Consider the following 26755-nt stretch of genomic DNA (forward strand, 5'->3'; position numbering starts at 1 on the left):
TGGGCGTTCAGCGTCGACCGAAACCCGCAGAAGGTCAAGCGCGGGAAGGGCTTGGCACGGCCGTTCAGTCGGCCTGCGACGCGCCCTCTTCGGGATCGACGGGCACCGGGCCCGCCTGCGCGACGGCGATCATCTCGGCCAGTTCGGGATCGGCCGCGACATCGGCGAAAGCATAGTTCGCCGTCAGGCTGCTGGCCGACAATTCCACGTTCTTGACCACCTGCGGTCCCGGCGCGGCCGGACCGTAGGTCCGTCCGTTGACCGCGAAATAGACGGCGCCCGAATTGCCCGTGCGCAGAAGCGACGGTTCTTCCATGTTGGGCAGGGTGAAGCGTTCGCCCGCGTCCATGATCTTTTCCAGAAGCACCGTGCCATCGGCCGAGGTCACGCGGACCCAGGCCGGGCGCGCGGCCAGCAGTTCCAGATCCGGCGCATCTGGTGCCACGGTGCGCACCGCAAGCTGTTCGGCGGGAAGCTGTGGGCCATAGGCCATCGCCTGCTCGGGCGACGCGCCCGCCGTCTGGGTCGCACCTTGCGGCGCGGTCCCGGTGTCGGCCGTGGCCGTCTGGACCGGCGGTTCCAGGCGCGGGTCGATGGCCGCGATCGGGCTGTCGCGCGCGGTCAGCACCGGCGCTTCAAGAATTTGCGGACGATAGGTCCGGTCCAGCGCCTCGGGCTGGGCCATGCCGCGCGTCAGTGCGGTCAGGTCGCTGTCATCGGCCGCCGGCCCGGACAGGTCGCCCCCGCCCGCGACGGGGTCCAGCGTCGCGATGATCTCGGGTGCGTCGTCACCGGGCGTCAGGTTGACGCGCTGCACCTCCTGCAGGACCGACCAGCCACCGAAGGCCAGACCGCCTGCGAGCAGCGCCAGCACCAGGACCGAGCCGATCGCCTTCGGCTCGACCGAGGACCAGAAGCTTTCCGGCTGCGGGATGAACAGTGCCTTGGGATTGGCCAGCGCCTCGACCGGCTCGGACGGGCGGCGCGTGGGTTTCGGCCCCGCGGCGGCCGGCGCCATTCCGTGGCTGGGCTGGAAACCCGATTCCGTGCAGAATCGACGGAACGTCCATTCCGCGTCCATCCCCAGATAGCGCGCATAGGATCGCACATACCCCGCGATGAAGCTCGGCGTGTCGAAGGCGGTGATGTCGCAATTCTCGATCGCGGCGATGTAGGACGCGCGAATGCGCAGTTCGCGCTGCACGTCCAGCAGCGATTTGCCCTTGGTGGCCCGCTCACCCCGCATCAGATCACCCAACCGGGTGTCTTCATCGAAATAGGCGTTGGTGTCCTCCATCGGGACATCCTCCCCCGTCGGGATCGTGGCCCGCAGCCCGCTCATGCCAAGGTATCCGTGTTCTTCTTGCAGCCCCGCGCGAATCGCAAGGCTATCACTGCCTCATTAAGCAATGGTTATCACGGAAGCGAGACTGCTACACCCTGGAAGTGTATTACGCGCTGATTTCCGCGCGGTTGAGTGCACAACGTGACCAAAGCGCATCCATCGCGCGCACCAGATGATCGATCTGCTTGGCGTCGTGGACCGGCGATGGGGTAAAGCGCAGACGCTCTGTCCCGCGCGGCACGGTCGGGAAGTTGATCGGCTGTGCGTAGATGCCGAAATCGTTCAGAAGCATGTCGGACAACATCTTGCAATGAACCGGATTTCCGACATGGACCGGGACGATGTGGCTGCCGTGGTCGATCGTCGGAACGCCCAGCCCCCGCAGCCGCATCTTCAGGATGCGCGCGTTGGTCTGCTGCTGCTCGCGCAGGCGCGCGCCGCCCAGCCCTTTCAGGAACCGGATCGAGGCCGCGGCCCCTGCCGCGACCGATGGCGGCAGCGACGTGGTGAAGATGAAACCCGGCGCATAGGATCGGATCGCGTCGACCATCTTCGCACTGGCCGCGATATAGCCACCGAACACGCCGAACGCCTTGCCCAGCGTGCCGTTGATGATGTCGATCCGGTGCGCTAGCCCGTCGCGTTCCGCGATGCCACCGCCGCGCGGGCCGTACATCCCGACCGCGTGGACCTCGTCCAGATAGGTCAGGGCGCCGAACTCCTCGGCCAGATCGCAGATATCGCCGATGCGGCCGAAATCGCCATCCATGGAATAGATCGATTCGAAGGCGATCAGCTTGGGCGCGGCCGGATCGTCGGCCTCCAGCATCTCGCGCAGGTGATCAAGATCATTGTGGCGGAAGATCCGCTTCTCGCCACCGTGCCGCTTGATCCCCTCGATCATGGATGCGTGGTTCAGCCGGTCCGAATAGATGATCAGACCGGGAAACAGCCGCGTCAGCGTCGACAGCGAGGCGTCGTTGGCGATATAGGCGCTGGAAAACACCAGCGCCGTTTCCTTGCCGTGCAGATCGGCGATCTCGGCTTCCAGACGCTTGTGATAGACCGTCGTGCCGGAAATGTTGCGCGTCCCGCCCGAGCCTGCGCCGGTCGCGTCCAAGGCCTCGTGCATCGCGTCCAGCACCACGGGATGCTGACCCATGCCCAGATAGTCGTTGCCGCACCAGACGGTAATCTCGCGCTCGGTCCCGTCCGGCTTCGTCCAGATCGCATGCGGGAACTGGCCCTTGCGCCGCTCGATGTCGATGAAGGTGCGGTAGCGACCCTCGTTATGCAGCTTGCCGAGAGCCCGGTCGAGGGCAGCGTCAAAGTTCATTCCGGGCGTGTCCCTTGCGTAGCTGGCTGGGTGCGATCATGGTCCGATCACGCGCGTGCCGACTTGTTACATTCCATTGATTGAAATTGACAGGCCAAAAACACCGCGTTGGACCAAAGGAGCATCCTGTTCCTTACGTCAATTGAACAAGTTGAGGTGAGCGATGGACAACAAGCGTGACGATTCGGCGGTGCTCGACCGCCTCGATCAGGGCCTGGACGCGGCCCTGGACCGGCTTCTGAACTTCCTGCGGATTCCGTCCATTTCCACCGATCCGGCGCACAAGAACGATGTGCGCGACGCGGCCAATTGGCTTTGCGCGGAACTGCAGTCGCTGGGGTTCGAGGCATCGGTCCGCGACACCGCCGGCCACCCGATGGTCGTCGCAACTTCGCCCCAAGGCGAAGGGCGCCCGCTTCTTTTCTACGGCCATTACGACGTGCAGCCGGTCGATCCGCTGCACCTGTGGAATCGCCCGCCCTTCGAGCCCGCTCTGGAAGAGGAAAACGGCCGCCGCCTGATCCGCGGCCGCGGCGCCAGCGACGACAAGGGCCAGCTGATGACCTTCGTCGAGGCCTGCCGCGCATGGAAGTCGGTCCACGGAAGCCTGCCCGCCAACCTGACCCTGCTGTTCGAGGGTGAGGAGGAATCGGGTTCGCCCTCGCTCGTTCCGTTCCTGACAGAAAATCGCGAAGAGCTGTCGGCGAGCCTCGCGCTGATCTGCGATACCGGGCTTTACGCCGATGGCCGGCCCGCGATCACCACGCAGCTGCGGGGCCTCGTCGGGGAAGAGGTGGTCGTCCGCGCCGCCGACCGCGACCTGCACTCGGGCAGCTTCGGCGGGCTGGCCGCGAACCCGATCATGATCCTGGCCCGCGCGCTTTCCGCGCTGAAGGACGAGAACGGCCGCGTCACCCTGCCCGGCTTCTACGATGGGGTCGAGGACCTGAGCGACGAATTGTCCCGCGACTGGCAGGCACTGAACTTCGACGCGTCGGAATTCCTGTCGCGTGTGGGTCTCAGGACACCGATCGGCGAAAAGGGCCGGACGCCGCTGGAAATGGCGTGGAACCAGCCCACGGCGGAAATCAACGGTATCGCCGGTGGCTATGCAGGCGACGGGTTCAAGACCGTCCTGCCGGGAGAGGCGCGGGCCAAGGTCAGCTTCCGCCTGACTGGACAGCAGAATCCGGAGAAGATCCGCAAAGCCTTCCGCGATCACGTGCAGAGCTTCCTGCCGGAAGATTGCAGCGTCGAGTTCCACGAACATGGCGGCGCGCCGGCCAGCGTGATGGACACGTCGGACCCCGCCTTTGCCGCTGCCAAGGCCGCGCTCAGCGAGGAATGGGGACGAGAGGCCGCCTATATCGGCGCCGGCGGCTCGATCCCGATCGCGGGCGATTTCAAGCGTATCCTCGGGATGGATTCGATGCTGATCGGGTTCGGCCGCGACGATGACCGGATCCACTCCCCGAACGAGAAATACGACGTCGAGAGCTTCGCCAAGGGCGCGCGCTCCTGGGCGCGCATTCTTGGGGCGCTGCGCTAATGCGCCGATGACGGCGGGGCTCCGCCCCGCTCGTCGCTGCGCTCCTCGCCCCCCGGGATATTTGCGGACGGATGAAACGCACACGCGCGCCCGTCCACAATTGGGCCGGGCGCGCGGCGTCTTCCGTCACGGTCATCGGCGTCCCCGCCTGTACCGTGACAACATCCTGTCCGATTCGGGTTGAGAAAGCCTTAAGCGCTCATCCGTCCGGAAATATCCTGGGGGTAAGGCCCGGCATGGGGCCGAGGGGGCAACGCCCCCTGCCCGTTCACGCCTTAGGCGAGCAATAGCTCTGCTGCTTGGTCCATGCTGCGATGTCCGCGCGTTTCGATGCGCTGCGCATAGGCGCCCAGTCGCGTGCGACCCCGCGCCAGCCGCCCTTGCCGCCCGCGACCGCGTTGTCGCGGCCGACCTGCTTGGACATGATCCGGACCGCGCAGGCCATGTTGTCGGCGCCGTTCATCATCTCGCCCGAGCAGCCATAGCTGCGCCAGGTCGCAGGCGAGATCTGCATCAAGCCCAGCCATTTGCCGCCGCCGCCGCTGGCCTTGGGGTTGTAGGTACTTTCATGCTTGGCCACAGCCGACAGCAGGCCGGCCCAGAACGCCTTGCGTCCGTTCTCGCCACGCGCGGCATAGCCGGGGCAATAGACGCCGATATCCGACGGCACGTTCGACACCATCTGAACGCCGTGACGGTCCAGCGCCTGCAGCGTCGCCTGCGTCCACGCGTCCGATCCGGCCTTGTTGCCCCACCGCATCGCGACGGCGGGGGCCGCGGCCGGTACATCGGCTTCGGGGCGCTTCACATCGCGGCTGACCAGCATGTTCATGCCGCCCTGATCCTGCATCGTCGCGTCGCATCCCGCGACGGCCAGGGCGAGACATGTGGCGAGGACGAGGCGGGGCGCGGGGCGGCGTAGGCGGGTCATGGACGCTCGAAGATCTGTTGCTCTTCGGGTTCGTTAGCCTGCCGATGGCCTTGCGCAAACGCTCAAGTCCCTCGCATTTCGGTGAATAGGCCTGCATCGGCAAGGACTTGCCGAAAGCCGTCCGCGACCGGCAAGGGATCGCCGCGCCGTCGCGCCCTTGCCGCATCCGCGGCCCTGCCGTAAAACCCGCCCGAACGAATACGAGGCCGCCATGCTGGATCATCTGTCCTATACCGCCCCCGAACCCAAGGTCATCGCCGGCGCGAAGGGGGATTGGGAGCTGGTCATCGGTCTGGAAGTCCACGCCCAGGTCGCCAGCAACGCCAAGCTGTTTTCCGGTGCCTCGACCGGTTTCGGGGCAGAACCGAACAGCCATGTGGCCTTCGTCGATGCGGCGATGCCGGGGATGCTGCCGGTCATCAACGAATTCTGCGTGGCGCAGGCGGTGCGCACCGGGCTCGGCCTTAAGGCTGCGATTAACCTGCGCAGCGCCTTCGACCGCAAGAACTATTTCTACCCGGACCTGCCGCAGGGCTACCAGATCAGCCAGCTCTACCACCCCATCGTGGGCGAGGGTGAGGTGATCGTGGACATGGGTCCCGGCGTCGCCCGCCGCGTCCGGATCGAACGGATCCACTTGGAACAGGACGCCGGCAAGTCGATCCACGACATGGACCCGAACATGTCCTTCGTGGACCTCAACCGCACCGGCGTCGCGCTGATGGAGATCGTCAGCCGCCCCGACATCCGCGGCCCCGAGGAAGCGGCGGCCTATGTCGCGAAACTCCGCCAGATCATGCGCTATCTCGGCACCTGCGATGGCAACATGCAGAACGGCAACCTGCGCGCGGACGTCAACGTCTCGGTCTGTCAGCCCGGCGCCTACGAGCGCTATCAGGAGACCGGCGATTTCGGCCATCTCGGCACACGCTGCGAGATCAAGAACATGAACTCGATGCGCTTCATCCAGGCCGCGATCGAGCATGAGGCACGCCGCCAGATCGCCATCATCGAGGATGGCGGCCAGATCGTGCAGGAAACCCGCCTCTACGATCCGGACAAGGGCGAGACCCGCTCGATGCGGTCCAAGGAAGAGGCGCACGATTACCGCTACTTCCCCGATCCCGACCTGCTGCCCTTGGAAATCGAGCAGGCCTGGGTCGATGGAATCGGCGCCGGGATGCCGGAACTGCCGGACGAAAAGAAGGCCCGCTTCGTGAAGGAACTCGGCCTGTCGGAATACGATGCCGGCGTGCTGACCGCGGAAGTCGAGAACGCCGATTATTTCGAAGCCGTGGCGCAGGGCCGCGACGGCAAGCAGGCCGCGAACTGGGTCATCAACGAGCTTTTCGGTCGGCTGAACAAGGAAGGGCTCAGCGTCGAGACCTCACCCGTCTCGGCTGCGCAGCTGGGCGGCGTGATCGACCTGATCGCATCGGGCGCGATTTCCGGCAAGATCGCCAAGGACCTGTTCGAGATCCTGTGGACCGAAGGCGGCGATCCGGCCGAGATCGTGGAATCGCGCGGCATGAAGCAGGTGACCGATACCGGCGCCATCGAAGCCGAGGTCGATCGCATCATCGCCGAGAATCCCGCGCAGGTCGAAAAGGCCAAGCAGAACCCCAAGCTCGCGGGCTGGTTCGTCGGTCAGGTCCTGAAAGCCACCGGCGGCAAGGCCAATCCGGCCGTGGTCAACGAACTCGTTGCCCGCAAGCTCGGCGGCTGAACCGCCCGGCCGGTTTTCGCCGACCCCTCCCTCACGCGGATAACGGCGCCACTTCAGGCGCTTGGCGGCGCATGCCGTTCTGCTGCGTCCGTCCCAGCCGAAGGACCAACAAATGATGATGGAACATCGGCCCATTCGGGACATTGGCTTCGCACACGCAATCGGAGGAGTTGCAAATGACCTTCAAGATGAAACTCGCCACGATGACCGCAATCTGTGCCCTGCCCGCCGGCATGGCGATGGCGCAAAGCGCCGACAGCAGCACCGGCGCCGGCATGGCCGGGATGGACCCCGCCAGCATGACCTGCGCCGACGTGACCAGCATGGACAGCGAAAGCATGCACGGCGTTCTCTACTACGTCGCAGGCTACAAGGCGGGTGAGGAAGCCGGCATGGCGATGAGCGGCGGCGGTTCGGGCGAGTCCACCGCCAGCGGCGGCACCGCGGCCGAGGTCGGCGTCGAAGAGCCGATGGACACCGCGGCCGAAGGTTCGGGCGAGGCATCGACTGATGCCGGCTCGACCGACATGGCGGCGTCCACCGATGCCACCGCTGGCGCCGATGCCGGCGCATCGACCGACACGGCGGCCGCTGACGCAGGAACGGATGCGACCGCGGCCTCGGACGGCAGCATGGACACCGCGGCCGACAGCGCCTCGACCGACGCCGCCACCACCGACATGGCAAGCGACAGCGCCTCGACGGATGCGGCAAGCTCCGACACCGCCGCATCGAGCGACATGGCCGCGACCGGCAGCGATCCTGCCTCTGCCGATGCCACATCGACCGACGCCGCATCGACGGACATGGCGTCCTCGGACAGCGCGTCGGGCGACAGCGCCTCGGGCAGCATGGACGCGTCCGGAATGCTGGGCTTCTCGGCCGAGGATGTCGCGTCGGCCTGCAGCAGCAGCCCCTACATGACGCTCAGCGACGCGATCGATCAGGCCAGCATGTAAGCCTGGCCATCGACGGCAGATCAAAGGCGGCGGGTCAAACCGCCGCCTTTTTCATGTCGTGCCCCTAGCGGCCCCTGATCCCGTCGATCGGTGGCAGCGGCGCGCGTTGCCGCACCAGATGGCTTTTCCGCTTCTCGTAGAAGGCATTGCCGCCCGCGGTCAGCACGTAATGCATGTTGTCATAGCCAAACCGATAGCCATGCGTATGGAAGAACATCGCATTGCCGATCCCCGGCGCACGCTCGCCGCGCATGACGGACACCGCTGCCGAATGGACGTCCGGCAAGGCCCGCATCTCGCGCCGCAGGACACCCGGCGCGAACTGGTTCTTCTGCCCCACCACACCGCAGATCGAGTTCGGAAACTGATCCGACCGGACACGGTTCATCACCACATTGCCGACGGCGATCATGCCCACGCGACTTGACCGGTTTGCTTCGAAGTAGATGGCACGCTGCATGCAATCCAGTTCGCGATTGCCGCCGCCACCTCGTGAGCAGCCGATCAGCGTCGCGCCGATCAGCGCCAGCGCGACCGCGCCGCGCAAACTTGTTCGAAAGTCCATGCCTGTCCCGTCATTCTGCCGGATTTTTGCCGATTGTGCGCCAGAGACCGGCGACAGCACAATGGAAAACGCGGCGCGACGACCGGCTCTATCGTGGCTCGCGCCCCAGATGGGCACGAATCTGCCGCAATTGCAGCTGCAGCGCGCGCAGCGTCTCGTGGCTCTGGCCGGTGGCCGCCACGGTGCAGGCGGGCAGATCGGCCAGCGTGGTCTGCAGCGCCTTGCCCTTGGTGGTCAGCTTCAGCATCACCTGCCGCTCATCGACCGAGGACCGTTCCCGCACCAGCAGGCCCGCTGCCTCCATCCGCTTGACCAGCGGGGTCAGCGTGTTGGACTTCAGGCTTAGCGCGGCCCCGATCTCGCCCAGACTCTGGCCATCGCGTTCCCATAGCAGGGTCAGCACCAGGTAGTTGGGATAGGTCAGCCCGTGCGGCTCCAGCCAGACCGAGTAGAATCGGGCAAAAGCCAGATTCGTCGCGTAGATGTCGAAGCAGATCTTGGCGTCCAGGCTGTCACTTCCAGCGCGCGCCATGTCAGATCGATCATCACTCATTCTTGCCCCATCGCTGCCTGTCGCGCATTCGCCGTCCCCTTTCGCATTTCCGCGACATCGATGTAAAAGGCATATTTTATCGGCTACGATTGGATCGCCCACGATAATAGTGCGGCATCCTTAAATCATTGGATACCGCACTCTTTCGAAATATAAAATTTTAATTTCGGACGGCACCTGACGGCGCCGCCCGACAGCGCTCATTCGCCCAAGGCGATGCCTTCGCGGCGGGGATCGGCGCCGCCTTCCAGACCGTCCGGGGTGATCGCGATGCCATGCAGACCGGAATTCAGCTCGGTCTCGCTCACCTCGAACCCGATATCGGTCAGCGCCTGCACCATCTCGACCGCGCCGGTCCCTTCCTCGACATCCATCGTTCCGAAGCGGTTCACCACGTTGGGAAGGCCGATCGCCTGCTGGACGTCCAGACCCCAGTCCAGATAACCGATCACCGCCTTTGCGACATAGCCGATGATGCGGCTGCCGCCCGGGCTGCCGATGACCAGGACCGGCTTGTCGTCCTTCATCACGATCGTGGGCGCCATGGACGACCGGGGCCGCTTGCCCGGCTCGACGCGGTTCGCGATCGGGTAGCCTGCCTCGTCATGGGTCTCGAAGCTGAAATCGGTCAGCTCGTTGTTCAGCAGGAAGCCGTTGGTCATGATCCGCGACCCGAAGCCGCTTTCGATCGTCGTCGTCATCGACAACGCATTGCCGTCACCGTCAACGATCGAGATATGCGAGGTCGAGGGGAACTCGATCGCGTCGTCCTGCCCCCACAGCATCGCATGGCTCCAGCCCGGCGATCCGGCGCTGACCTCGGGCAGGCTGTCGTCGCCCGACAGAAGCTGGCCGCGTTCCTCCAGATAGGCCGGATCGACCAGCCCTTCGGTCGGCATCGGGACGAAGTCGCTGTCGGCCATGTAGCGGCCCCGGTCGGCGAAGGCCAAGCGCGACGCATCGCCGATCAGCCGCCACGCATCGGGGCTGTCCTGTCCCAGCGCCGCCAGATCGTAGCCGCCCAGCATCCCCAGGATCTGTCCCACCGTCAGCGCGCCTGAGGACGGCGGGCCCATCCCGCAGACGTCGTGCTCGCGATATTCGACGCAGACCGGCGGACGTTCGACGACCCGATAGCGCGCCAGATCCTCGACCGTCATCACGCCGGGATTCCAGTCGGCACCCTTGATCGCGGCGACGATGTCAGACGCGATTTCGCCGGTATAGAAGGCCTTCGACCCCTGGGCCGCAAGCTGGCGCAGCACCTCGGCATATTCGGGATTGGTGATCGTCGCGCCTGCAGCGACCGCGGCACCGTCGGGGAAGAAGTATTCGGTCACGGCCGGATCGCGCTGCAGGGCCTCGCCCTCGCCCGCGACCAGTTCGGCCAGACGCGGACTGACCGCGAAACCGTCCTCGGCAAGGCGGATGCCCGCATCGAACAGGCCCGCCCAGTTCGACTTGCCCCAGCGCCGGTGCGCCTCTTCCAGCAGCGCGGGTGTGCCCGGCACCCCGACCGATCGGCCGCCGACCACCGCATCGTCGAATTCCATCGTGGTGCCGTCGTCGTTCAGGAACAGCTTCGGCGTCGCCGCGGCCGGCGCCATTTCGCGCGCGTCCAGCGTCGTCATCTCGCCCGAGGCCGCGTCGTACCACACCAGGAACGCCCCGCCGCCCAGGCCCGAGCTTTGCGGCTCGACCAGACCCAGCACGGTCTGGACCGCGACCATGGCGTCAGCGGCGCTGCCACCGGCGCGCAGCACCTCGGCCCCCGCTTCCACTGCCTGCGGATTCGCCGCCGTCACCATCCAGTTCTCGGCCGCGACCGGCTGGCCCGCCATCTTCGCGGCCATCGCGTCCCGGCCGGCCTCGCTCAGGCCCTCGAACGCGTCGGTCTGTGCCCCGGCCTCGGTGGCGGCTTCCGGCGCCACGGCGTCGGTCGCCTGCTGCGCCCCTGCCGCCGTTCCCGACAGCAGCAAAGCCAGCATCACGGATTGTCCCGCTTTCATCGTTCCACTCCCCGTTTCGATTGATCCGGTCAGTCTGAACCTCGCAACCGACACGTGCAAGCGTGGCCAGTGGCGGCACGCAACGGCCAGCGAGGCGTGGGATGCGGGTCAACCCTCTCATCCGTCAGGCAAATATCCCCGCCGGAGGCATTCCGGCACAGCCGGAAACCTTAACAATGTCCGAACCGCACGTCCGCAGCCTGTGTACAGGTTGTGTACAGCCTGTGTACGCGCGGTGTACACACTGTGACCCATCAGACCCAGCAAACGCTGGGCCTTTCGCACTCCAAGGTGTTGCGCTGTTGCGCACCACCGTACGCTGCCGTTGCACGCGCTTTTCTTAACGCCTGATCTGGACTATCACGAGCGCGACCCGAAGGCAGGACCGTCCCATGCGCTACGAATACACCGTCATTCCCGCCCCGACCCGCGGCGAGAAGACCAAGGGCGCCAAGACGCCGGTCGACCGCTACGCCGTCGCCTTTTCAGGCGAATTGAACCGCCTCGCGGCAGAAGGCTGGGAATATGTCCGCGCCGAGGTTCTGCCCAGCGAAGAGCGCACCGGCCTGACCGGCCGCACGACGATCTATCACAACATCCTGGTGTTCCGTCGCGCGATGCCCGCTCTCGACAGCGTGGCAGAGCCCGCCAAGTCGCGGACACCACAGCCCGAATATCCGGTCGAGGCCGCACCTCCCCCGGCCCCAAAAACGCCGCCCGCGACGCCCCCGGTCAGCCCTCAGGTCACTGACATACCAGCAGAAAAGCCGGCCGAGTCGACGATGCCAAGGCAGGATCAGATCCCGCGCGAGACGAGCTGAATCCGAACGCTCAGCCGTCCTGCGGCGTCTCCTCGACGATCACCAGATCGCGCTCTGACGCGCCCTTCGCATGGGCCAGCGCGGCCTGATATTCATCACTTTCATAGCAGGCGACGGCGTCCTCGAAGCTCGGGAAACGCGCGACGACATTGCGCGCGCGATCGTTCCCCTCAAGCTGCCTGTAGCGCCCGCCGCGCGCCAGAAATTTGCCCCCGAACGCCGCGATGGCCGGGCCCGCCGCCTTGGCGTAGCGGCCATAGGCCTCGGCATCCGTCACCGTGACATGGGCGATCCACAGGGCCGTCATGCGCTTTCTCCGATCAGCTTCTCGACCTCGGCGATGGCCGCATCGGCTGCCTGCAGGTCCGGCGCACCGCCCTGCGCGCGGTCGGGACGGCCGCCGCCGCCCTTGCCGCCAAGCGCCGCAGTCGCCGCCTGAACCAGGCTCACCGCGCTGACCCGATCCGTCAGGTCCGATGTCACGCCCGCCGCGACCGTGGCCTTGCCGTCAGCCTCTGCCAGCACCAGCACCGCGCCGCTGCCCAGCTTCGCCTTCATCTCGTCGACCAGCGGTCCAAGCTCCTTGCCCGAGACGCCCTCGACCCGGCGCCCGATGAACTTGATCCCGCCGATCTCCTTGGCTTCGTCCGAGCCACCGCCGCCCATGGCGAGCTGACGCTTCAGTGTCGCGACCTCGGCGGCGAGCGCCTTGCGATCGTCGGCCAGCGCACGCACGCGGTTGACCACGTCGCCCGCCTGCGCTTTCAGCAGACCCGCGATCTCGCCAAGCTGGCGGTCGGAATTGCGCAGATGATCCAGCGCCGCCTGGCCGGTCAAAGCCTCGATCCGGCGGACACCCGCGCTGGACGCACTGTCGCCAAGCAGCGCAAAGGCCCCGATATCGCCGGTGCGCGCGACATGCGTGCCGCCGCACAATTCCAGCGAATAGGTCTGGCCGTCCGTACCCTTGCCGGAATTGCCCTGCCGGCCCATGGACACGACCCGCACCTCGTCGCCGTATTTCTCGCCGAACAGAGCCTGCGCCCCGATCCCGCGCGCGTCGTCGGGCGTCATGATCCGCGTCTCGACGGCCGAGTTCTGGCGGATGAAATCGTTCACCTCGCCCTCGATCTTCGACAAATCCTCGGCGGACACAGCGTGATTGTGGCTGAAGTCGAAGCGCAGCCGATCAGGTGCGTTCAAGCTGCCGCGCTGCGCGACATGCTCGCCCAGCGACCGCCGCAGCGCCTCGTGCAGCAAATGCGTGGCCGAATGGTTGGCGCGGATCATCCCGCGCCGATCATGATCGACGGAAAGCTGCGCGCCCTGCCCGCGTGCGATCGTGCCCAACGTCACATCGGCCATGTGGACGAAGACGCCCGCGACCTTCTTCGTGTCTGTCACCCGCGCCGCACCGGTTTCCGTCTTGATCAGCCCGGTGTCACCGACCTGCCCCCCGGATTCCGCGTAGAAGGGCGACTGGTTCACGACGATCTGGACCTGATCGCCCTCGCCCGCCTCACCCGCCTCGGCGCCGTCGCGGACCAGTGTTAGGATCTGACCCTCGGCCTCTTCGGTGTCGTAGCCCAGAAACTCGGTCGTGCCATGCTTCTCGGCCAGATCGTACCAGATCGCCGCATCGCTGGTCTCGCCGCTGCCCGACCAGGCTGCGCGCGCCTTGGCCTTCTGTTCGGCCATCGCGCTGTCGAAGCCGGCGGTATCGACCGACCTGCCCTGTTCGCGCAGTGCGTCCTGAGTCAGGTCCAGCGGGAAGCCGTAGGTGTCGTAAAGCTTGAACGCCGCCTCGCCCGGCAGCGTCGCCCCTTCGGGCAGTTTTGCCAGTTCGTCGTCCAGCAGCCGCAGGCCCCTGTCCAGCGTCTGGCGGAAACGGGTTTCCTCGCTGCGCAGCGTCTCTTCGATCAGCGCCTTGGCGCGGCTGAGTTCCGGGAACGCCGTACCCATCTGCTGAACCAGCGCCGGCACCAGACGGTGCATGACGGGATCCTGTGCGCCCAGCATGTGCGCGTGCCGCATTGCCCGGCGCATGATCCGGCGTAGCACGTAGCCGCGCCCTTCGTTCGAGGGCATGACTCCGTCCGCGATCAGGAACGACGTGGACCGCAGATGGTCCGCGATCACGCGGTGGTGGACCTTCCCCGGCCCGTCGGGATCGCTGGAGGTCGCGTGCGCGCTCGCCTCGATCAGGCTGCGCATCAGATCGGTATCGTAATTGTCGTGCTTGCCCTGCAGCAGCGCGCCGATCCGCTCCAGCCCCATGCCGGTGTCGATCGACTGCATGTCGAGCGCGCGCATCGATCCGTCCTCGAACTGCTCGTTCTGCATGAAGACCAAGTTCCAGATCTCGATGAACCGGTCGCCATCCTCGTCCGGCGAACCCGGAGGGCCGCCCCAGATATGGTCGCCGTGGTCGTAGAAGATCTCGGTACACGGGCCGCACGGACCGGTCGGACCCATCTGCCAGAAATTGTCGCTGGTCGGGATGCGGATGATCTTGTCATCGGACAGACCCGCGACCTTTTTCCAGATTTCCGCCGCCTCGTCGTCGGTATGGTAGATCGTGACCAGAAGCTTGTCCTTCGGAATGCCGAAGTCGCGGGTCAGCAATTCCCACGCATAGGGGATCGCCTGTTCCTTGAAGTAGTCGCCAAAGCTGAAATTGCCCAGCATCTCGAAGAAGGTGTGGTGCCGCGCGGTGTAGCCGACATTGTCCAGATCGTTGTGCTTGCCGCCGGCGCGCACGCATTTCTGCGAGGTGGTCGCGCGGACGTAATCGCGGGTCTCGACCCCGGTGAAAAGGTTCTTGAACTGCACCATGCCCGAGTTGGTGAACATCAGCGTCGGGTCGTTGCGCGGAACCAGCGGGCTGGAATCGACGACGCGATGGCCGTTTCTTTCGAAATAGCTCAGAAAGGTCGAGCGGATGTCGTTCAGGCTGGGCATGGCGTTTTCCTTGGCTCGGGCGACCCTGACTGTTAGCCACTGGCCCGGCACGGGTAAAGTGGAAAGGGCCAATCCATGCAGACCGACTCGGGCAAGGCGGGACTGTCCTTCATGGCGGACACGACCGCGCTGGTGTTGTTCTTCACCGTCACCGGGACCCTGAACGAGCGTTTCATTGCCGGGATGGACTGGGGCGAGGTTGCTCGCGCGCGCCTGATCGGCGCGCCGCTGATGGTGCTCACCGCGCGACCCTACGGCGTGTGGCGCGACTGGATGATGGCACACGCTAGGTCCGGTTGGTTTCACAGGCTGGGCTGGGACACTGCGGCGTTGCTCCTGTTTCAGGTGCCGATCTACGCGGCGATCATCTGGGCCGGCGGCGCCAGCGCTGCCGAACTGCTGCGCGGCACGCTGGGTGCAGCGGCGTTGATGATGGCGCTTGGCCGACCCTACGGCGCCTTTCTGGACGCCGTGCGGGGGTTCTTCGGGCTGCCGCCCGGCGGCCAGAAGCCGATGTCGATCGACCCGGACCGCTAGGCGGCAGCAGCACTTATTCCTCGTCGAAAGAGGCTGCGATGGCGTCGAACATCACCAGCGGGTCCAGTGGCTCCTTGCCCAGCGGCTCGGGCTGCGCCGCGGTCATCGCGATCACCACGTTCTTCGTCGGGTTGATGTAGATGTTCTGACCCTGGATTCCGATCGCAAGATAGGCCTTGTCGGCGATCGAAGGCTCGGTCCAGCCGGGCCACCACATCAGGCCGTATTCGACGGTTTCGCCATTTGCCAATGTCACCGGCTGGCCTGCGGTATCCGTCCAGCCGTCGGGCAGGATCGACTGTCCGTCGATCATCCCCCCGTCGAGGAAAAACTGCCCGAACCGCGCAAAATCGCGCAGGGTCGCGGACAGACCGCTGCCGCCGATCTCGTGACCGCCCTCGGCATCCAGCCACCATTCGGCATCGGCTTCCATCCCGTAAGGCTGCCAGATCTTCTCGGCGAGGTAGTCGGCAAGGTTCTTGCCGGTCGCGCCAATCACGATCTCACTCGCGACCGAGGTCTCGCCAGTCGAATAGTTGTGCGCGGTCCCCGGTTCATGCGCCTGCGGCAATCCGGCCATGACCTTCATCAGCGCGCCGGGTTCCTGCGCGATCTGGGCCGCCAGCAGGTCACGGCGGTCGCTGTCAGGATCGGTGTAGGTTTCATCCCATTCGACGCCCGAAGACATCTGCAGGATCTGCTCGACCGTTACGCCGTCATACGCGCTGCCGGCTAGGTCGGGGACGTAATCGGTCACCAGCGCGTCCAGTCCCGAGATGCTGCCGTCCTTGATCGCTGCCCCGATTAGCGTCGAGGTCACCGATTTGGCGATCGACATCGACATCCAGCGCGTGTCGGGTCCGTTGCCACGTTGATAGATCTCGTAGGCGACCTTGCCATCCTTCAGGACGATCAGCCCGGTCACGCTGTCGAGCGCCACGAAATCGTCGATCTCGTAGGTCTGATCGTTTGCCTCTGCGGTGACGTCGCCCATCGGCGTCGCGGCGGGTTCCAGCGGATGCGGGTTGTCCGAGGCCGGCACGGTCCTTGTCGGAAACAGACGGTCGATGTTGCGGAACGTGCTGACGGCAAGATCGGGAAGCAGATCACCGTCATAGATCTGCTCGACGGTGCCGATCTCCTCTTCGGCGTGGCGATAGCCTTCCTGTGCAAAGGCCGGCCCGGCGGCCAGCGCAAGGCTTAGCGCGATGATGGAGACATGTTTCATGCTGCGTCCTTCCCTGAGATTTGCGCCAGCTTAGCGATCCGCTTCGGGGAAATCACGGGGCCGTGTATGGAAAGAGCAGAGATGGCAGGGGTGTGCCGATGTGAAAACACCGCCGCGCGGGGCGCGGCGGTGCATCAAGGGTCACATTCGTGGCGACTGCCGCCTCAATCCTCGGTCAGGTCTTCCTCGTCCGGGGTGGCGCCGAAATCGAGACCATGGCTCGCGCGGATCTTGTCCTCGATGTCATAGGCCATCTCGGGGTGGTCGCGCAGATACTGCTTGGCGTTCTCACGGCCCTGACCGATGCGCTCGTCACCGTAGGAATACCAGGCGCCCGATTTCTCGACCACGCCGGCCTTCACGCCAAGGTCGATCAACTCGCCGGTCTTGGAAATGCCTTCGCCGTACATGATGTCGAATTCGACCTGCCGGAACGGAGGTGCGACCTTGTTCTTCACCACCTTCACCTTGGTCGAGTTGCCCACAACCTCGTCGCGATCCTTGATTGATCCCGTGCGGCGGATGTCGAGCCGGACCGAGGCATAGAACTTCAGCGCGTTGCCGCCAGAGGTGGTTTCAGGACTGCCGAACATGACGCCGATCTTCATCCGGATCTGGTTGATGAAGATGACCATGCAATTACTGCGACCGATGCTGGCGGTCAGCTTGCGCATGGCCTGGCTCATCAGGCGGGCCTGCGCCCCGACCTGATGGTCGCCCATGTCGCCCTCGATCTCGGCCTTGGGCGTCAGGGCGGCGACCGAGTCGACGACCACCATGCTGACCGCGCCGGACCGGACCAGCGTGTCCACAATCTCCAGCGCCTGCTCGCCGGTATCGGGCTGGCTGATCAGCAACTCGTCCAGGTTCACGCCCAGCTTGCGCGCGTATTGAGGGTCCAGCGCGTGTTCGGCATCGACGAATGCGCAGACGCCGCCCTTCTTCTGTTCCTCGGCCACGGCATGCAGCGTCAGCGTCGTCTTGCCGCTGCTTTCCGGCCCGTAAATCTCGATGATCCGGCCCTTTGGAAGACCACCGATCCCCAGAGCGATGTCGAGCCCGAGGCTGCCGGTCGAGGTCGCCTCGATCTCCTGGACCGGGTTGTCGGCACCCAGCTTCATGATCGAGCCCTTGCCGAACTGGCGTTCGATCTGTGCCAGGGCGCTGTCCAGGGCCTTCTGCCTGTCCGCCGACCGCTTGTCGTTCATGTCAAGAATGCTCGCGATTGCCATGCTTTCTCACCCGTTATTTCACACCCCCTTTCTGGGGGCAATCTGCTCGACCCAAGCGGATGTTCGCCACTTGTTCTCGCCCTGAATGCGCGAAAAGCCCGGCAATTGCAAGCGGGATCGCATCTTCGCGGCCCGCGCCGATTCGCAAATTCATCTTTGTCGATCCGTGGTTAAGAAAGCGTTTACGCATGCGTTGTTCGCCGTTTACACGACCATCTGCGGCCGCTATCCAGCCTCGGCCCGAATTGGAAGGACGGACGATGCTGATCTTCTGGGACCAGCGACTGGTGTTTCTGGCCACGCCCAAGGCCGGGTCGACCGCGATCGAAGCCGCGCTGGAGCCGCTTGCTTCGGTGGCGATCACCCGACCCGCCGCGTTGAAGCATACCGGGATAGCCACCTGGCGCGCGCATGTCGCACCCTGGCTCGGCGCCGAGGATCGGCGTGAGTTTACCACCGTCGCGCTGATGCGCGAGCCGATCGACTGGCTACGCAGCTGGTACCGCTTTCGTCAGCGCGACGACCAAGACGATCCCGTTCATGCGATGGCCGGGATCACCTTTGCGGATTTCGCTCGCGACTATGCGGCCCTGGGCGGGCCCGACCGGCTCGGGATCGGCCGCCAATCCGACGTGCTGACCCAGGACGGTGCGAGGATCGATCGCATCTTCCGTTACGAGGACATGCCCGCTTTCGTCGACTTCCTGGAAGAGCGGCTCGACTGTGTGGTCGAGCTGCCTCGCCTGAACGTGCCGCCCAGCGTCGACGTCGCGTTGTCCGATGATCAGGCTGCGGTGCTGACGAAGGCGATGGACGCCGACGTGACGCTTTACCGGTCCCTGGGCTAAAAACGCGATCTCAGTGACGCGTCTCGCGCGTCGATGTCGCACTCAGCTGGCGTGACACGGAATCGGTCAATTCGACCAGCGTGAAGGGCTTGGCGAGAAAGGCCGAGTTCGGAACCGGCGCATGCCCCTCGCCAAAAATGTCCTCGGTATAGCCCGACATGAAGATGACCTTCGCCTCTGGCCGGTCCTTCAGCGCGCGGCGAACCCAGCTTGGGCCGTCCATACCCGGCATGACCACATCGGTGACGAAGATATCGACCTTGATGCGGTCGTCGGCCAGCAGGTCCAGAGCGGCTTCGGCGCAATCCGCCTCCAGCACGTCGAAGCCCTTCAGGCGCAATGCGCGCGCAGCGAAAGCGCGGACCGGCGCCTCGTCCTCGACCAGCAGAACGGTCGCGGGCTGTTCGGGATCGGGCGTCGGCCCGGCCTGAGCCTTGAGCGACGGACCGGGACGGACGATCTGATCGGGCGCGGCTTCGTGGATCGGGAAGAGCAATGTGAAGACCGTCCCCTGACCGATCACGCTGTCGCAGAAGATATAGCCACCGGTCTGCTTGACGATCCCGTAGGCGGTCGAGAGGCCAAGTCCGGTCCCTTCGCCCACGCGCTTGGTGGTGAAGAACGGCTCGAAGATCTTGTCGAGGATGTCTGGCGGGATGCCGGTACCTTCGTCACTGATCTCGACCTGCACGAAGGCTCCACGCGGCAAGGTGACCCGGCCCCGGGTTTCGCACTGGTCGAGATGGATGTTCCGGGTTCGGACGGTGATGTCGCCGCCCTCTGGCATCGCATCGCGGGCATTGACGACCAGGTTCATGATCACCTGTTCCAACTGCCGTCGGTCGGCGCGGATCGTCTGAAGCGCCGGTTCGTTCTGGATGCGCAGCGCGATCCGCTCGCCCACCAGACGGTTCAGCAGATGAGTCAGATCGGCCAGCGTGTCGCGCAGGTCCAGAACCTCGGGCTTCAGCGTCTGTTTTCGAGAGAATGCCAACAGCTGGCTTACCAGTGCCGCGGCACGGTTGGCGTTCTGGCTGATCTGGTCGAGATCGGCGTAATCCGGATCGGCCTTGTCGTGGCGCAGCATCAGCAGGTCGCAGTGACCTGAGATCGCGGTCAGCAGGTTGTTGAAATCATGTGCGATCCCACCGGCCAACTGACCGATCGCCTGCATCTTCTGGCTTTGCGCGAACTGCACCTCGAGCTTCTTCAGGGCGCTGGCATCGGTCAGTACCGCGATCAGTGCAGTTGGATCGGCCCGGTCCGCAGAAAGCGAAACCTGGAAATATTGTTCAGCGTCGTCGCGACGCAGTCGCAGGATTTCGACCCGGTTGTCCGCGCGACCCGCAGCGACGTCAGAAACCCAGTCCCCAACCGCGCGGCCCGGGCCTTCCAGCAGCGCACCCAGAGGCGTATCCGCAAAAAGACCACCGACCAGCGCGCGCGCCGCCGCGTTGGCCTGGCGCACGATACCGGCTGCGTCCAGTTGGACGAGTGCGACCGGCAGGTGCTCGAAATCGGCAGCCGGGCCAACGTCGCTGGCAATCTCGGGCTGCGGATCGGCCTCGACATGGGGCGGCACGACGTCACGCGGATGATGCGACCAGACCTGAAGATCAGAGCCGCCGACGCGGTTGACGGCCAGCGTCTCGCCATGGGGCAGGTCCAGTTCGGCGCGCCGACCCTCACAGGCGCGTCCCGAAAGGCGAGCCACGACATCCTGCGCATCCGCACGGAAACGGCCGACCAACGCGTCGACACGCCGCCCGGTCATCTCGCCGAAGGCAGAACGCGCGGACGGGCTTTCCAGCAGGACCAGCCCCGCCGTGTCGCAGATCCACAGCGCCTCGGGTGCTTCAACCACCTGCGCGCGGATCGCGCGCAGCGCCCGACGCGACGCGATGCCGCGCAGCGCGTGGCTGGCCGATATCGCCCCGCCCAGCAGGTACCAGGACAGCGCGACAGAGGCGAAGATGATCGCGGTGGTGCCGCTTGCGCTGCCCGGAAACGCGAGAAGGACCAAGGCCCCGATCGCTGCCGGCAGCATCAGCATCGGCACGAAGGACAACGCGTTGCGCGACAATCCCAGATGTTCATCCATATGCGCCACGACCTTTACCCAGCGAGCTTTCGACTGCTGCAGGTCTAGGGCCGGATTTCTTAAGATCGCGTTAATCGCGGGGGACGCTCGTCCGCGGCGCACCGGCTCAACCATCTTCGGTTCGCCGCAGCAAGGCGTGGAAGAAACCGTCGCTGCCTTTGGGAGGCAGAAGCAGGTCGCGCGAGACCAGGGTAAAGTCGTCCCGCGCGTCGAGGAACTGGTCGACGATCCCGTCGTTCTCGGCGCGGATCACCGAGCAGGTCATGTAGGCGAGATGCCCCCCCGGCCGGACATGGTCCGCTGCCTGGGAAACAATCGCCGTTTGCAGAGCCACGAGTTCGGCCAGACGTTCCGATGTCAGGCGCCACTTGGCGTCCGGCGTCCGCCGCCAGGTTCCCGATCCGGAACAGGGAACGTCGGCAACGACCAGATCGTAAAGTCCGTCAGGCCGGTCGACCGGTTTGACAGGTGTTCCCGCACGCGCTGCGCGCGCGGGCAGATCCCGCATCCGATCAAGATCGGCGTCGTGGGCTTCGATGTCGATGCGCGCCCGTGCCGCCAGTGCGAGCGCCTTGCCGCCGCCGCCTGCGCAATAGTCCAGCACGCGATCGCCGTCCGCCAGCGGCAATGACAGGCAGGCGATCTGCGGCGACAGATCCTGTAACTCGACCAGACCCTCGACATAGGCCGTCGCTCGCGTCATCCGCCGCGCACCGTCCGTCACTTCCAGAGCGGAGGGCCAGTCGGCATGGGCCGAAGCCGTCACCCCATCGCGGGCCAGCGACGCGGTTGCCTCTGTCGGGCTGCCGCGTCGCGCGTTGACCCGCAACCAAACCGGCGCGCGATCGCGGATCATTTGGGAGAAGCGTTCAAGATCGTCGGCCAAGTCATTGCTTAGGATCGGGATCAGCCAGTGGGGAATATCGCGCAGGGGCTCGACGGTCGCGTCACCGTACCCCTCTGTGTCCAGCAGGGGCAACGGGTCGTGCCCCGCCCCGGTAAACACGGCAGCGGGATCAATTCCTTCCTCGCGCAAACGGCCAATCATCAATGCGCGGGCATCGGGACCGCCACCAAGCGCGGCCCAGCTTCCACGACGGCGAAGTGCGTCGAAGACGAGATCGCGCACCGCCGCCCGGTCCCCGGATCCCGCGAAGCGGCTCGCGCGCGACCATCGCAGCAAGGCCTGTTCGGCCGGCGCCCCTGCGAGAACATCATCGAGGATCGCGATCGCGGCCGCGACGCGCGCGTTCGGCGTCATCGCCCCCGCCTCGCTGCGCGCATTGTTATGGTCGCCACGTGTCTGTCCCTTAGCCGGTTCAGCCTGTGGTATCACGCAGCACCGGAAACGACGAGAGCCGCTAGCGGTGAGGCGATGGCGCGTCGCGCCATGTCCCCGGCGCGATCCCGTCCAGCGTCCACTGACCGACAGCCCACCGGACGAGACGCAGGGTCGGATGCCCGACAGCGGCGGTCATCCGGCGCACCTGCCGGTTGCGTCCCTCGCGCAGGATAAGCGCGATCCAGCAATCCGGAACGCTTTTTCGTTCGCGAACGGGCGGATCACGGGGCCACAGCATGGGTGGCTCGATCCGTCGTGCCTCGGCAGGACGGGTCAGACCATCCTTCAGCGTGACGCCATCAGCGAGGGCCGCAAGGGCCGCGTCATCCGGAATCCCTTCGACCTGCACCAGATAGGTCTTCGGCAGCTTGTGTTCGGGATCGGCGATGCGGGCCTGCAGCCGCCCGTCATCGGTCAGCAGCAACAGGCCTTCGCTGTCCATGTCCAGTCGCCCGGCCGGATAGACGCCCGGCACATCGATATAATCGGCGAGCACGGGGCGCGGCGTGGCCGAGCGGTCCGTGAATTGGGGCAATACCCCGAAAGGCTTGTTGAAAAGAATGAGCCGCGTCACATGCGTCGGTCTAGCAACGCAGAGGGGACGCGGCCATCATCTTTACACCGTCTCGGTGGCGTTCTGCTTGAGACGGGAATCCACCGTCTCGACCGTCCGGTCGAGAACCGGGTGATTGCGCCCGATCGCGCCAGCAGCCAGCTTCGTCAGCTTGTCGACGCGCTCGATCCCGGTCGCGCCATCGTCTATGGCGCGTGCCGCTGACGAAGGCTTCAACAGCTTTTCCGCTGCGGCAGCGTATTTCTCGAACGGAACCATGTCTTCCGGCGCGGCGCCCAGACCGACCACGACGTCGTTGACGAAACCGTAAATCTCACGCGAGGCCGACTGATCCTTGTGAACCGCATCGCGAATCGGCTGGACACCGTCATCAAGGATGCAGCGGTAATTGCCGGTGGCGAGCATGGCCCATTTGGCGAAGGGCACATAGAGCGAGTCGAAGACGCGCAGCTTCACCGGAACGTCCTTGCCGTCGGCCCGCACGGCCTCGATGTCCGCTTCCAGGGTGCGCAACATCGCATCGTGCTTGTCATCGCCAAAGGTCGAAACCTTGAAGTTCGTTGGCAGTCCGACATGCAGCACGTTCGCGTCTTCCTCGGGCGGGCGGAAAGCCTGCGGATCGGGCGAACACAGGGTCATCAGCGCGGGATCGAACGCATCCCAGATTGCCGGATCGCAGAAGGCCTCGTCCAACGACGCATCCTTCAGCGCAGGGATCCGCTTCAGATAAGGCGGCGGCGGCATGTTCATGATCGACATGCAGGGCACGCGCGCCTTGGCGATCCGCTGCAGCAGATCCTTCAGTTCCGCGTGGGAATATTGCGGCTCCTGCATGGCCAGGCAGACCAGATCGTAAGAGGCGGGATCCGCGTCCTCGGGCGTGACCGCATCGAGCTTGCCGGGCAGATCGCCCGAGCGGAAGGCGCGATGATCATCCTCGTCACGCAGCTTGATGCGAACCTCGGTCCCCTTCTCGTTGATGAGGCGCGCGGTCTTGTCGCGGCAGACGAGCGTGGCGTCGTGCCCCGCGGCAATCAGCTTGGTGCCAAGCAGCGAGCCGTACGAGGCCCCCAAGATCAGAACCCGATAAGTCATGGTGAGCATTCTCCTCAAACCCGTGTCGGCCGTCACCGGCAGAACGTCTGACGGCGCATGGGAAACCTCTCCCCGACATGGCGCCTATGGTCAAATGCTAGCACATCATTGTGCGACCAATGAAGTAGGAAAAGTCAGTCTTTTCAGTATACTTAGGCGTACATTCGTCGGGCCGGCACGACTTTTGTCCGGCCCGACGAGAATTCAGCCCTTCAACTTCGCGACCAGCGTCTCGCCAAGCTTCGCGGGCGACGGCGACACGCTGATGCCAGCGGATTCCATCGCCTCGATCTTGTCCTCGGCGCCGCCTTTGCCGCCGGAGATGACGGCACCGGCGTGACCCATGGTCCGGCCCGGAGGTGCGGTCCGTCCGGCGATGAAGCCCACGACCGGCTTCGAACGCCCGGCCTTCGCTTCATCCTTCAGGAACTGCGCGGCATCCTCTTCGGCCGAACCGCCGATCTCGCCGATCATGATGATGGATTCGGTGGCCGGATCGGCCAGGAACATCTCCAGAATGTCGATGAACTCGGTTCCCTTCACCGGATCGCCGCCGATGCCGACCGCGGTGGTCTGGCCAAGGCCGGCGTTGGTGGTCTGGAACACCGCCTCATAGGTCAGCGTGCCCGAGCGCGACAGCACGCCCACCGAACCCTTCTTGAAGATCGAACCCGGCATGATGCCGATCTTGCATTCATCGGGCGTCATCAGGCCGGGGCAGTTCGGGCCGACCAGACGGCTCTTGCTGGCATCGAGCTTTTCCTTGACGCGGACCATGTCCTGGACCGGCACGCCTTCGGTGATGCAGGTGATCAGATCGATCTCGGCGTCGATCGCCTCCTCGATGGCCGCGGCAGCTCCAGCCGGGGGCACGTAGATCACGCTGGCGGTGGCGCCGGTCGCCTCCTTCGCCTCGGCAACCGAGGCGAAGATCGGAAGGCTTTCGCCGTTCGATCCGGTCCATTTCTCGCCGCCCTTCTTGGGATGCGTCCCGGCGACCATCTTGGTGCCGTGATAGGCCAGCGCCTGTTCGGTGTGGAAGGTCCCGGTCTTGCCGGTCAGACCCTGCACGATGATCTTGGTGTTCTTGTCGATCAGGATGGACATGCGCTTACCCTTTCACAGCCTTGACGATCTTCTGCGCCGCGTCGTCCAGGTCGTCCGCCGCGATCACGTTCAGGCCGCTTTCGTTGATGATCTTCTTGCCTTCCTCGACCTTGGTGCCTTCCAGGCGGACGACGAGCGGCACTTTCAGGCCGACTTCCTTGACCGCGGCGACCACGCCCTCGGCGATCACGTCGCAACGCATGATCCCGCCGAAGATGTTGACGAGGATACCCTTCACGTTCGGGTCCGAGGTGATGATCTTGAAGGCCGCGGTGACCTTCTCCTTGGTCGCGCCGCCGCCGACATCGAGGAAGTTCGCGGGTTCGGCGCCATAAAGCTTGATGATGTCCATCGTCGCCATCGCGAGACCGGCACCGTTCACCATGCAGCCGATGTCACCATCCAGCGCGACATAAGCGAGGTCGTACTTGCTGGCTTCGATTTCCTTGGCGTCCTCTTCGGACTCGTCGCGATAGGCCGCGATATCGTCGTGACGGAACAGCGCGTTTCCGTCGAAGCTGACCTTGGCGTCGAGAACCTGAACTTCGTTCTTCTTGGTCACGATCAGCGGGTTGATTTCCAGCAGGCTCATGTCCTTCTCGACGAAGGCCTTGTAGAGCGTCTGGAACAGCTTCATCCCCTGTTCGCGTGCGCTGCCTTCCAGCTTCAGCGCATCGGCGAGCTTGGCGGCATCGGCCTCGGTGCAGCCGTTGCTGGCATCGATCGGCTGAGTGGTGATCTTTTCGGGCGTGTCATGGGCGACCGTCTCGATGTCCATCCCACCTTCGGTCGAGACGACGAACGCGGTCTTGCCGACCGCGCGATCGACCAGGATCGACAGATACAGCTCGCGATCAATGTCCGCGCCGTCCTCGACATACAGGCGCTGGACCTGCTTGCCGCCTTCGCCGGTCTGCGCCGTCACCAGCGTCTTGCCGAACATCTCGCGGATGTTTTCAAGCGCCTCGTCGCGCGAGAAGCTGACGCGAACGCCGCCCTTGGCGTCCTGACCCAACTCCTTGAACTTGCCCTTGCCGCGACCACCGGCATGGATCTGACTTTTCACCACCCAGACAGGCCCGGGCAGCGAATCGACCGCCGCCTCGGCCTGCGACAGGTCGGTGACCGCCGCGCCCTTGGCGACGGGGGCGCCGTATCCTTTCAGGATCTCCTTGGCCTGATGTTCGTGAATGTTCATCCTGTCTCCCTTCCGCGTTGGCCGGGCCGGTCACTTGACCAGCGCCAGCATCTCCTTGAAAGCCGGCGTTCCGGCTTTTCCAAGCCACTCATAGATGACCATTTCTGTCGTCACCACACCCACACCGGCGGCATTCAGCCGCTGCAGGCAGGCGCGTTCGCTTTCCATCGTGCGCGATGCCGTGGCGTCCGAGACGACAAAGACCTGATAGCCCGCCTCGACCATGCTGGCGGCGGTCTGGACGACGCAGATATGCGCCTCCATCCCCGACAGCACGACCTGGCTGCGGCCGAGACCGTGAAACGCCGCGGCGAAATCCTCATCCTCCATGCAGGAGAAGTGGATCTTGGGCATGACCTGCACGCCCTCGGCCTCATTGGCGATCTCTGGGATGGTGTGACCCAGACCTTGGGGATATTGCTCTGTCAGCAAGGCGGGAACGCCGGTCAGACGCGCCGCGCGAAGCAGCAGGCGCGCGTTCTTGATCGTCCGAGCCGGCGCCTGCATCGCGGGCACCAGACGTTCCTGCATGTCAACGACGACCAGCGCCGAATCATTGGACCGGATGAGCATGAATCCTCCCCCTCCTGCTCATCTGGTATATTGTATGCCAAGCGTTCTCAAGTCAACGGCAAGCTTTGGCGTTGGCTTTAAAAACGCGAAGAAAAATCGGTTTGACGGGTCATGCGTTTGGTGTAAGGTATACCAAGAACACGCACCGGCCGGGGAGGAAACGGT

The 26755-nt window shown here is 65.0% G+C and carries 23 protein-coding genes; 6 read left to right on the plus strand and 17 right to left on the minus strand.

Features of this window, described 5'->3' with window-relative positions:
* Positions 1-64: 64 nt before the first annotated feature.
* Together MLD63_RS14385 and hemA are read right to left on the minus strand one after the other, a co-directional pair.
* The gene (locus MLD63_RS14385; protein WP_255330602.1) at positions 65-1342 is read right to left on the minus strand and encodes a helix-turn-helix domain-containing protein; all 1278 of its coding nucleotides are present in this window, start codon (positions 1340-1342) and stop codon (positions 65-67) included.
* A gap of 109 nt (positions 1343-1451) precedes the next feature.
* Positions 1452-2681, minus strand: a complete 1230-nt coding sequence (gene hemA / locus MLD63_RS14390) for a 5-aminolevulinate synthase (protein WP_255330603.1) — start codon at positions 2679-2681, stop codon at positions 1452-1454.
* A 163-nt stretch (positions 2682-2844) separates the two neighbouring features.
* On the opposite strand from hemA, the gene MLD63_RS14395 reads away from it, so the two are divergent.
* Entirely contained in the window at positions 2845-4230 is a 1386-nt protein-coding gene (locus MLD63_RS14395; protein ID WP_255330604.1) for a dipeptidase, read from the plus strand.
* Positions 4231-4498: 268 nt separating this feature from the next.
* Here the strand turns inward: MLD63_RS14395 and MLD63_RS14400 are convergent, their stop codons facing one another.
* Positions 4499-5161, minus strand: coding sequence for a lytic transglycosylase domain-containing protein (locus tag MLD63_RS14400; protein WP_255330605.1), 663 nt, complete (start codon positions 5159-5161; stop codon positions 4499-4501).
* A gap of 211 nt (positions 5162-5372) precedes the next feature.
* Between MLD63_RS14400 and gatB the strand changes: the two genes are divergently transcribed.
* Positions 5373-6887, plus strand: coding sequence for an Asp-tRNA(Asn)/Glu-tRNA(Gln) amidotransferase subunit GatB (gene gatB / locus MLD63_RS14405; RefSeq protein ID WP_255330606.1), 1515 nt, complete (start codon positions 5373-5375; stop codon positions 6885-6887).
* Between the two features lie 176 nt (positions 6888-7063).
* Positions 7064-7846 carry an HdeA/HdeB family chaperone gene (locus MLD63_RS14410; protein ID WP_255330607.1) on the plus strand — a complete coding sequence of 261 codons (783 nt, stop codon included), beginning with the start codon at positions 7064-7066 and terminating at the stop codon, positions 7844-7846.
* Between the two features lie 64 nt (positions 7847-7910).
* Here the strand turns inward: MLD63_RS14410 and MLD63_RS14415 are convergent, their stop codons facing one another.
* The 3 genes from MLD63_RS14415 to ggt form a co-directional block, all read right to left on the minus strand.
* Complete coding sequence (locus MLD63_RS14415; protein WP_255330608.1) at positions 7911-8411, minus strand: cell wall hydrolase; 501 nt, start codon at positions 8409-8411, stop codon at positions 7911-7913.
* A gap of 88 nt (positions 8412-8499) precedes the next feature.
* Positions 8500-8964, minus strand: coding sequence for a MarR family winged helix-turn-helix transcriptional regulator (locus MLD63_RS14420; protein ID WP_255330609.1), 465 nt, complete (start codon positions 8962-8964; stop codon positions 8500-8502).
* Between the two features lie 200 nt (positions 8965-9164).
* Positions 9165-10973: a gamma-glutamyltransferase gene (gene ggt, locus MLD63_RS14425; protein WP_255330610.1), complete on the minus strand. Its 1809-nt coding sequence runs from the start codon at positions 10971-10973 to the stop codon at positions 9165-9167.
* 392 nt (positions 10974-11365) lie between these two features.
* Here ggt and MLD63_RS14430 point away from each other — a divergent pair, with 392 nt between their 5' ends.
* The gene (locus tag MLD63_RS14430; protein WP_255330611.1) at positions 11366-11794 is read left to right on the plus strand and encodes a DUF4177 domain-containing protein; all 429 of its coding nucleotides are present in this window, start codon (positions 11366-11368) and stop codon (positions 11792-11794) included.
* A gap of 10 nt (positions 11795-11804) precedes the next feature.
* On the opposite strand, the gene MLD63_RS14435 is transcribed toward MLD63_RS14430, so the two are convergent.
* Together MLD63_RS14435 and alaS are read right to left on the minus strand one after the other, a co-directional pair.
* Entirely contained in the window at positions 11805-12101 is a 297-nt protein-coding gene (locus MLD63_RS14435) for a DUF1330 domain-containing protein (RefSeq protein WP_255330612.1), read from the minus strand.
* Positions 12098-14755: an alanine--tRNA ligase gene (gene alaS / locus MLD63_RS14440; protein ID WP_255330613.1), complete on the minus strand. Its 2658-nt coding sequence runs from the start codon at positions 14753-14755 to the stop codon at positions 12098-12100. The genes MLD63_RS14435 and alaS overlap by 4 nt, the downstream gene beginning before the upstream one ends.
* Positions 14756-14830: 75 nt before the next feature.
* Here alaS and alaE point away from each other — a divergent pair, with 75 nt between their 5' ends.
* Positions 14831-15292, plus strand: coding sequence for an L-alanine exporter AlaE (gene alaE, locus MLD63_RS14445; RefSeq protein WP_255330614.1), 462 nt, complete (start codon positions 14831-14833; stop codon positions 15290-15292).
* A 13-nt stretch (positions 15293-15305) separates the two neighbouring features.
* Here alaE and MLD63_RS14450 read toward each other — a convergent pair whose 3' ends face one another.
* Together MLD63_RS14450 and recA are read right to left on the minus strand one after the other, a co-directional pair.
* Positions 15306-16520: a serine hydrolase domain-containing protein gene (locus tag MLD63_RS14450; protein WP_255330615.1), complete on the minus strand. Its 1215-nt coding sequence runs from the start codon at positions 16518-16520 to the stop codon at positions 15306-15308.
* Between the two features lie 164 nt (positions 16521-16684).
* On the minus strand, positions 16685-17752 hold the full coding sequence (recA, locus tag MLD63_RS14455; protein ID WP_255330616.1) for a recombinase RecA: 1068 nt from the start codon (positions 17750-17752) through the stop codon (positions 16685-16687).
* 260 nt (positions 17753-18012) lie between these two features.
* On the opposite strand from recA, the gene MLD63_RS14460 reads away from it, so the two are divergent.
* Positions 18013-18600, plus strand: a complete 588-nt coding sequence (locus MLD63_RS14460; RefSeq protein WP_255330617.1) for a sulfotransferase family protein — start codon at positions 18013-18015, stop codon at positions 18598-18600.
* A gap of 10 nt (positions 18601-18610) precedes the next feature.
* Here the strand turns inward: MLD63_RS14460 and MLD63_RS14465 are convergent, their stop codons facing one another.
* The 7 genes from MLD63_RS14465 to MLD63_RS14495 form a co-directional block, all read right to left on the minus strand.
* Entirely contained in the window at positions 18611-20701 is a 2091-nt protein-coding gene (locus tag MLD63_RS14465; protein ID WP_255330782.1) for an ATP-binding protein, read from the minus strand.
* A 106-nt stretch (positions 20702-20807) separates the two neighbouring features.
* A complete protein-coding gene (locus MLD63_RS14470; protein WP_255330618.1) occupies positions 20808-21962 on the minus strand; it encodes an RsmB/NOP family class I SAM-dependent RNA methyltransferase in 1155 nt (384 codons plus the stop codon).
* Between the two features lie 100 nt (positions 21963-22062).
* Positions 22063-22617 carry a pseudouridine synthase gene (locus tag MLD63_RS14475; RefSeq protein ID WP_255330619.1) on the minus strand — a complete coding sequence of 185 codons (555 nt, stop codon included), beginning with the start codon at positions 22615-22617 and terminating at the stop codon, positions 22063-22065.
* Positions 22618-22659: 42 nt separating this feature from the next.
* A complete protein-coding gene (locus MLD63_RS14480; RefSeq protein WP_255330620.1) occupies positions 22660-23712 on the minus strand; it encodes a ketopantoate reductase family protein in 1053 nt (350 codons plus the stop codon).
* A gap of 204 nt (positions 23713-23916) precedes the next feature.
* Positions 23917-24819 carry a succinate--CoA ligase subunit alpha gene (gene sucD / locus MLD63_RS14485; protein ID WP_255330621.1) on the minus strand — a complete coding sequence of 301 codons (903 nt, stop codon included), beginning with the start codon at positions 24817-24819 and terminating at the stop codon, positions 23917-23919.
* 4 nt (positions 24820-24823) lie between these two features.
* Positions 24824-26017, minus strand: coding sequence for an ADP-forming succinate--CoA ligase subunit beta (gene sucC / locus MLD63_RS14490; RefSeq protein WP_255330622.1), 1194 nt, complete (start codon positions 26015-26017; stop codon positions 24824-24826).
* 30 nt (positions 26018-26047) lie between these two features.
* Complete coding sequence (locus MLD63_RS14495) at positions 26048-26590, minus strand: hydrolase (protein WP_255330623.1); 543 nt, start codon at positions 26588-26590, stop codon at positions 26048-26050.
* Positions 26591-26755 lie beyond the last annotated feature (165 nt).

This window comes from Paracoccus albicereus, assembly GCF_024359525.1.
GTDB lineage: Bacteria > Pseudomonadota > Alphaproteobacteria > Rhodobacterales > Rhodobacteraceae > Paracoccus > Paracoccus albicereus.

Excerpts from the sequence above, each read along its gene's own strand:
- MLD63_RS14385 (WP_255330602.1), bottom strand. The coding sequence starts at position 1,342 with ATGAGCGGGCTGCGGGCCACGATCCCGACGGGGGAGGATGTCCCGATG.
- hemA (WP_255330603.1), bottom strand. The coding sequence starts at position 2,681 with ATGAACTTTGACGCTGCCCTCGACCGGGCTCTCGGCAAGCTGCATAAC.
- MLD63_RS14395 (WP_255330604.1), top strand. The coding sequence starts at position 2,845 with ATGGACAACAAGCGTGACGATTCGGCGGTGCTCGACCGCCTCGATCAG.
- MLD63_RS14400 (WP_255330605.1), bottom strand. The coding sequence starts at position 5,161 with ATGACCCGCCTACGCCGCCCCGCGCCCCGCCTCGTCCTCGCCACATGT.
- gatB (WP_255330606.1), top strand. The coding sequence starts at position 5,373 with ATGCTGGATCATCTGTCCTATACCGCCCCCGAACCCAAGGTCATCGCC.
- MLD63_RS14410 (WP_255330607.1), top strand. The coding sequence starts at position 7,064 with ATGACCTTCAAGATGAAACTCGCCACGATGACCGCAATCTGTGCCCTG.
- MLD63_RS14415 (WP_255330608.1), bottom strand. The coding sequence starts at position 8,411 with ATGGACTTTCGAACAAGTTTGCGCGGCGCGGTCGCGCTGGCGCTGATC.
- MLD63_RS14420 (WP_255330609.1), bottom strand. The coding sequence starts at position 8,964 with ATGAGTGATGATCGATCTGACATGGCGCGCGCTGGAAGTGACAGCCTG.
- ggt (WP_255330610.1), bottom strand. The coding sequence starts at position 10,973 with ATGAAAGCGGGACAATCCGTGATGCTGGCTTTGCTGCTGTCGGGAACG.
- MLD63_RS14430 (WP_255330611.1), top strand. The coding sequence starts at position 11,366 with ATGCGCTACGAATACACCGTCATTCCCGCCCCGACCCGCGGCGAGAAG.
- MLD63_RS14435 (WP_255330612.1), bottom strand. The coding sequence starts at position 12,101 with ATGACGGCCCTGTGGATCGCCCATGTCACGGTGACGGATGCCGAGGCC.
- alaS (WP_255330613.1), bottom strand. The coding sequence starts at position 14,755 with ATGCCCAGCCTGAACGACATCCGCTCGACCTTTCTGAGCTATTTCGAA.
- alaE (WP_255330614.1), top strand. The coding sequence starts at position 14,831 with ATGCAGACCGACTCGGGCAAGGCGGGACTGTCCTTCATGGCGGACACG.
- MLD63_RS14450 (WP_255330615.1), bottom strand. The coding sequence starts at position 16,520 with ATGAAACATGTCTCCATCATCGCGCTAAGCCTTGCGCTGGCCGCCGGG.
- recA (WP_255330616.1), bottom strand. The coding sequence starts at position 17,752 with ATGGCAATCGCGAGCATTCTTGACATGAACGACAAGCGGTCGGCGGAC.
- MLD63_RS14460 (WP_255330617.1), top strand. The coding sequence starts at position 18,013 with ATGCTGATCTTCTGGGACCAGCGACTGGTGTTTCTGGCCACGCCCAAG.
- MLD63_RS14465 (WP_255330782.1), bottom strand. The coding sequence starts at position 20,701 with ATGGATGAACATCTGGGATTGTCGCGCAACGCGTTGTCCTTCGTGCCG.
- MLD63_RS14470 (WP_255330618.1), bottom strand. The coding sequence starts at position 21,962 with ATGACGCCGAACGCGCGCGTCGCGGCCGCGATCGCGATCCTCGATGAT.
- MLD63_RS14480 (WP_255330620.1), bottom strand. The coding sequence starts at position 23,712 with ATGACTTATCGGGTTCTGATCTTGGGGGCCTCGTACGGCTCGCTGCTT.
- sucD (WP_255330621.1), bottom strand. The coding sequence starts at position 24,819 with ATGTCCATCCTGATCGACAAGAACACCAAGATCATCGTGCAGGGTCTG.
- sucC (WP_255330622.1), bottom strand. The coding sequence starts at position 26,017 with ATGAACATTCACGAACATCAGGCCAAGGAGATCCTGAAAGGATACGGC.
- MLD63_RS14495 (WP_255330623.1), bottom strand. The coding sequence starts at position 26,590 with ATGCTCATCCGGTCCAATGATTCGGCGCTGGTCGTCGTTGACATGCAG.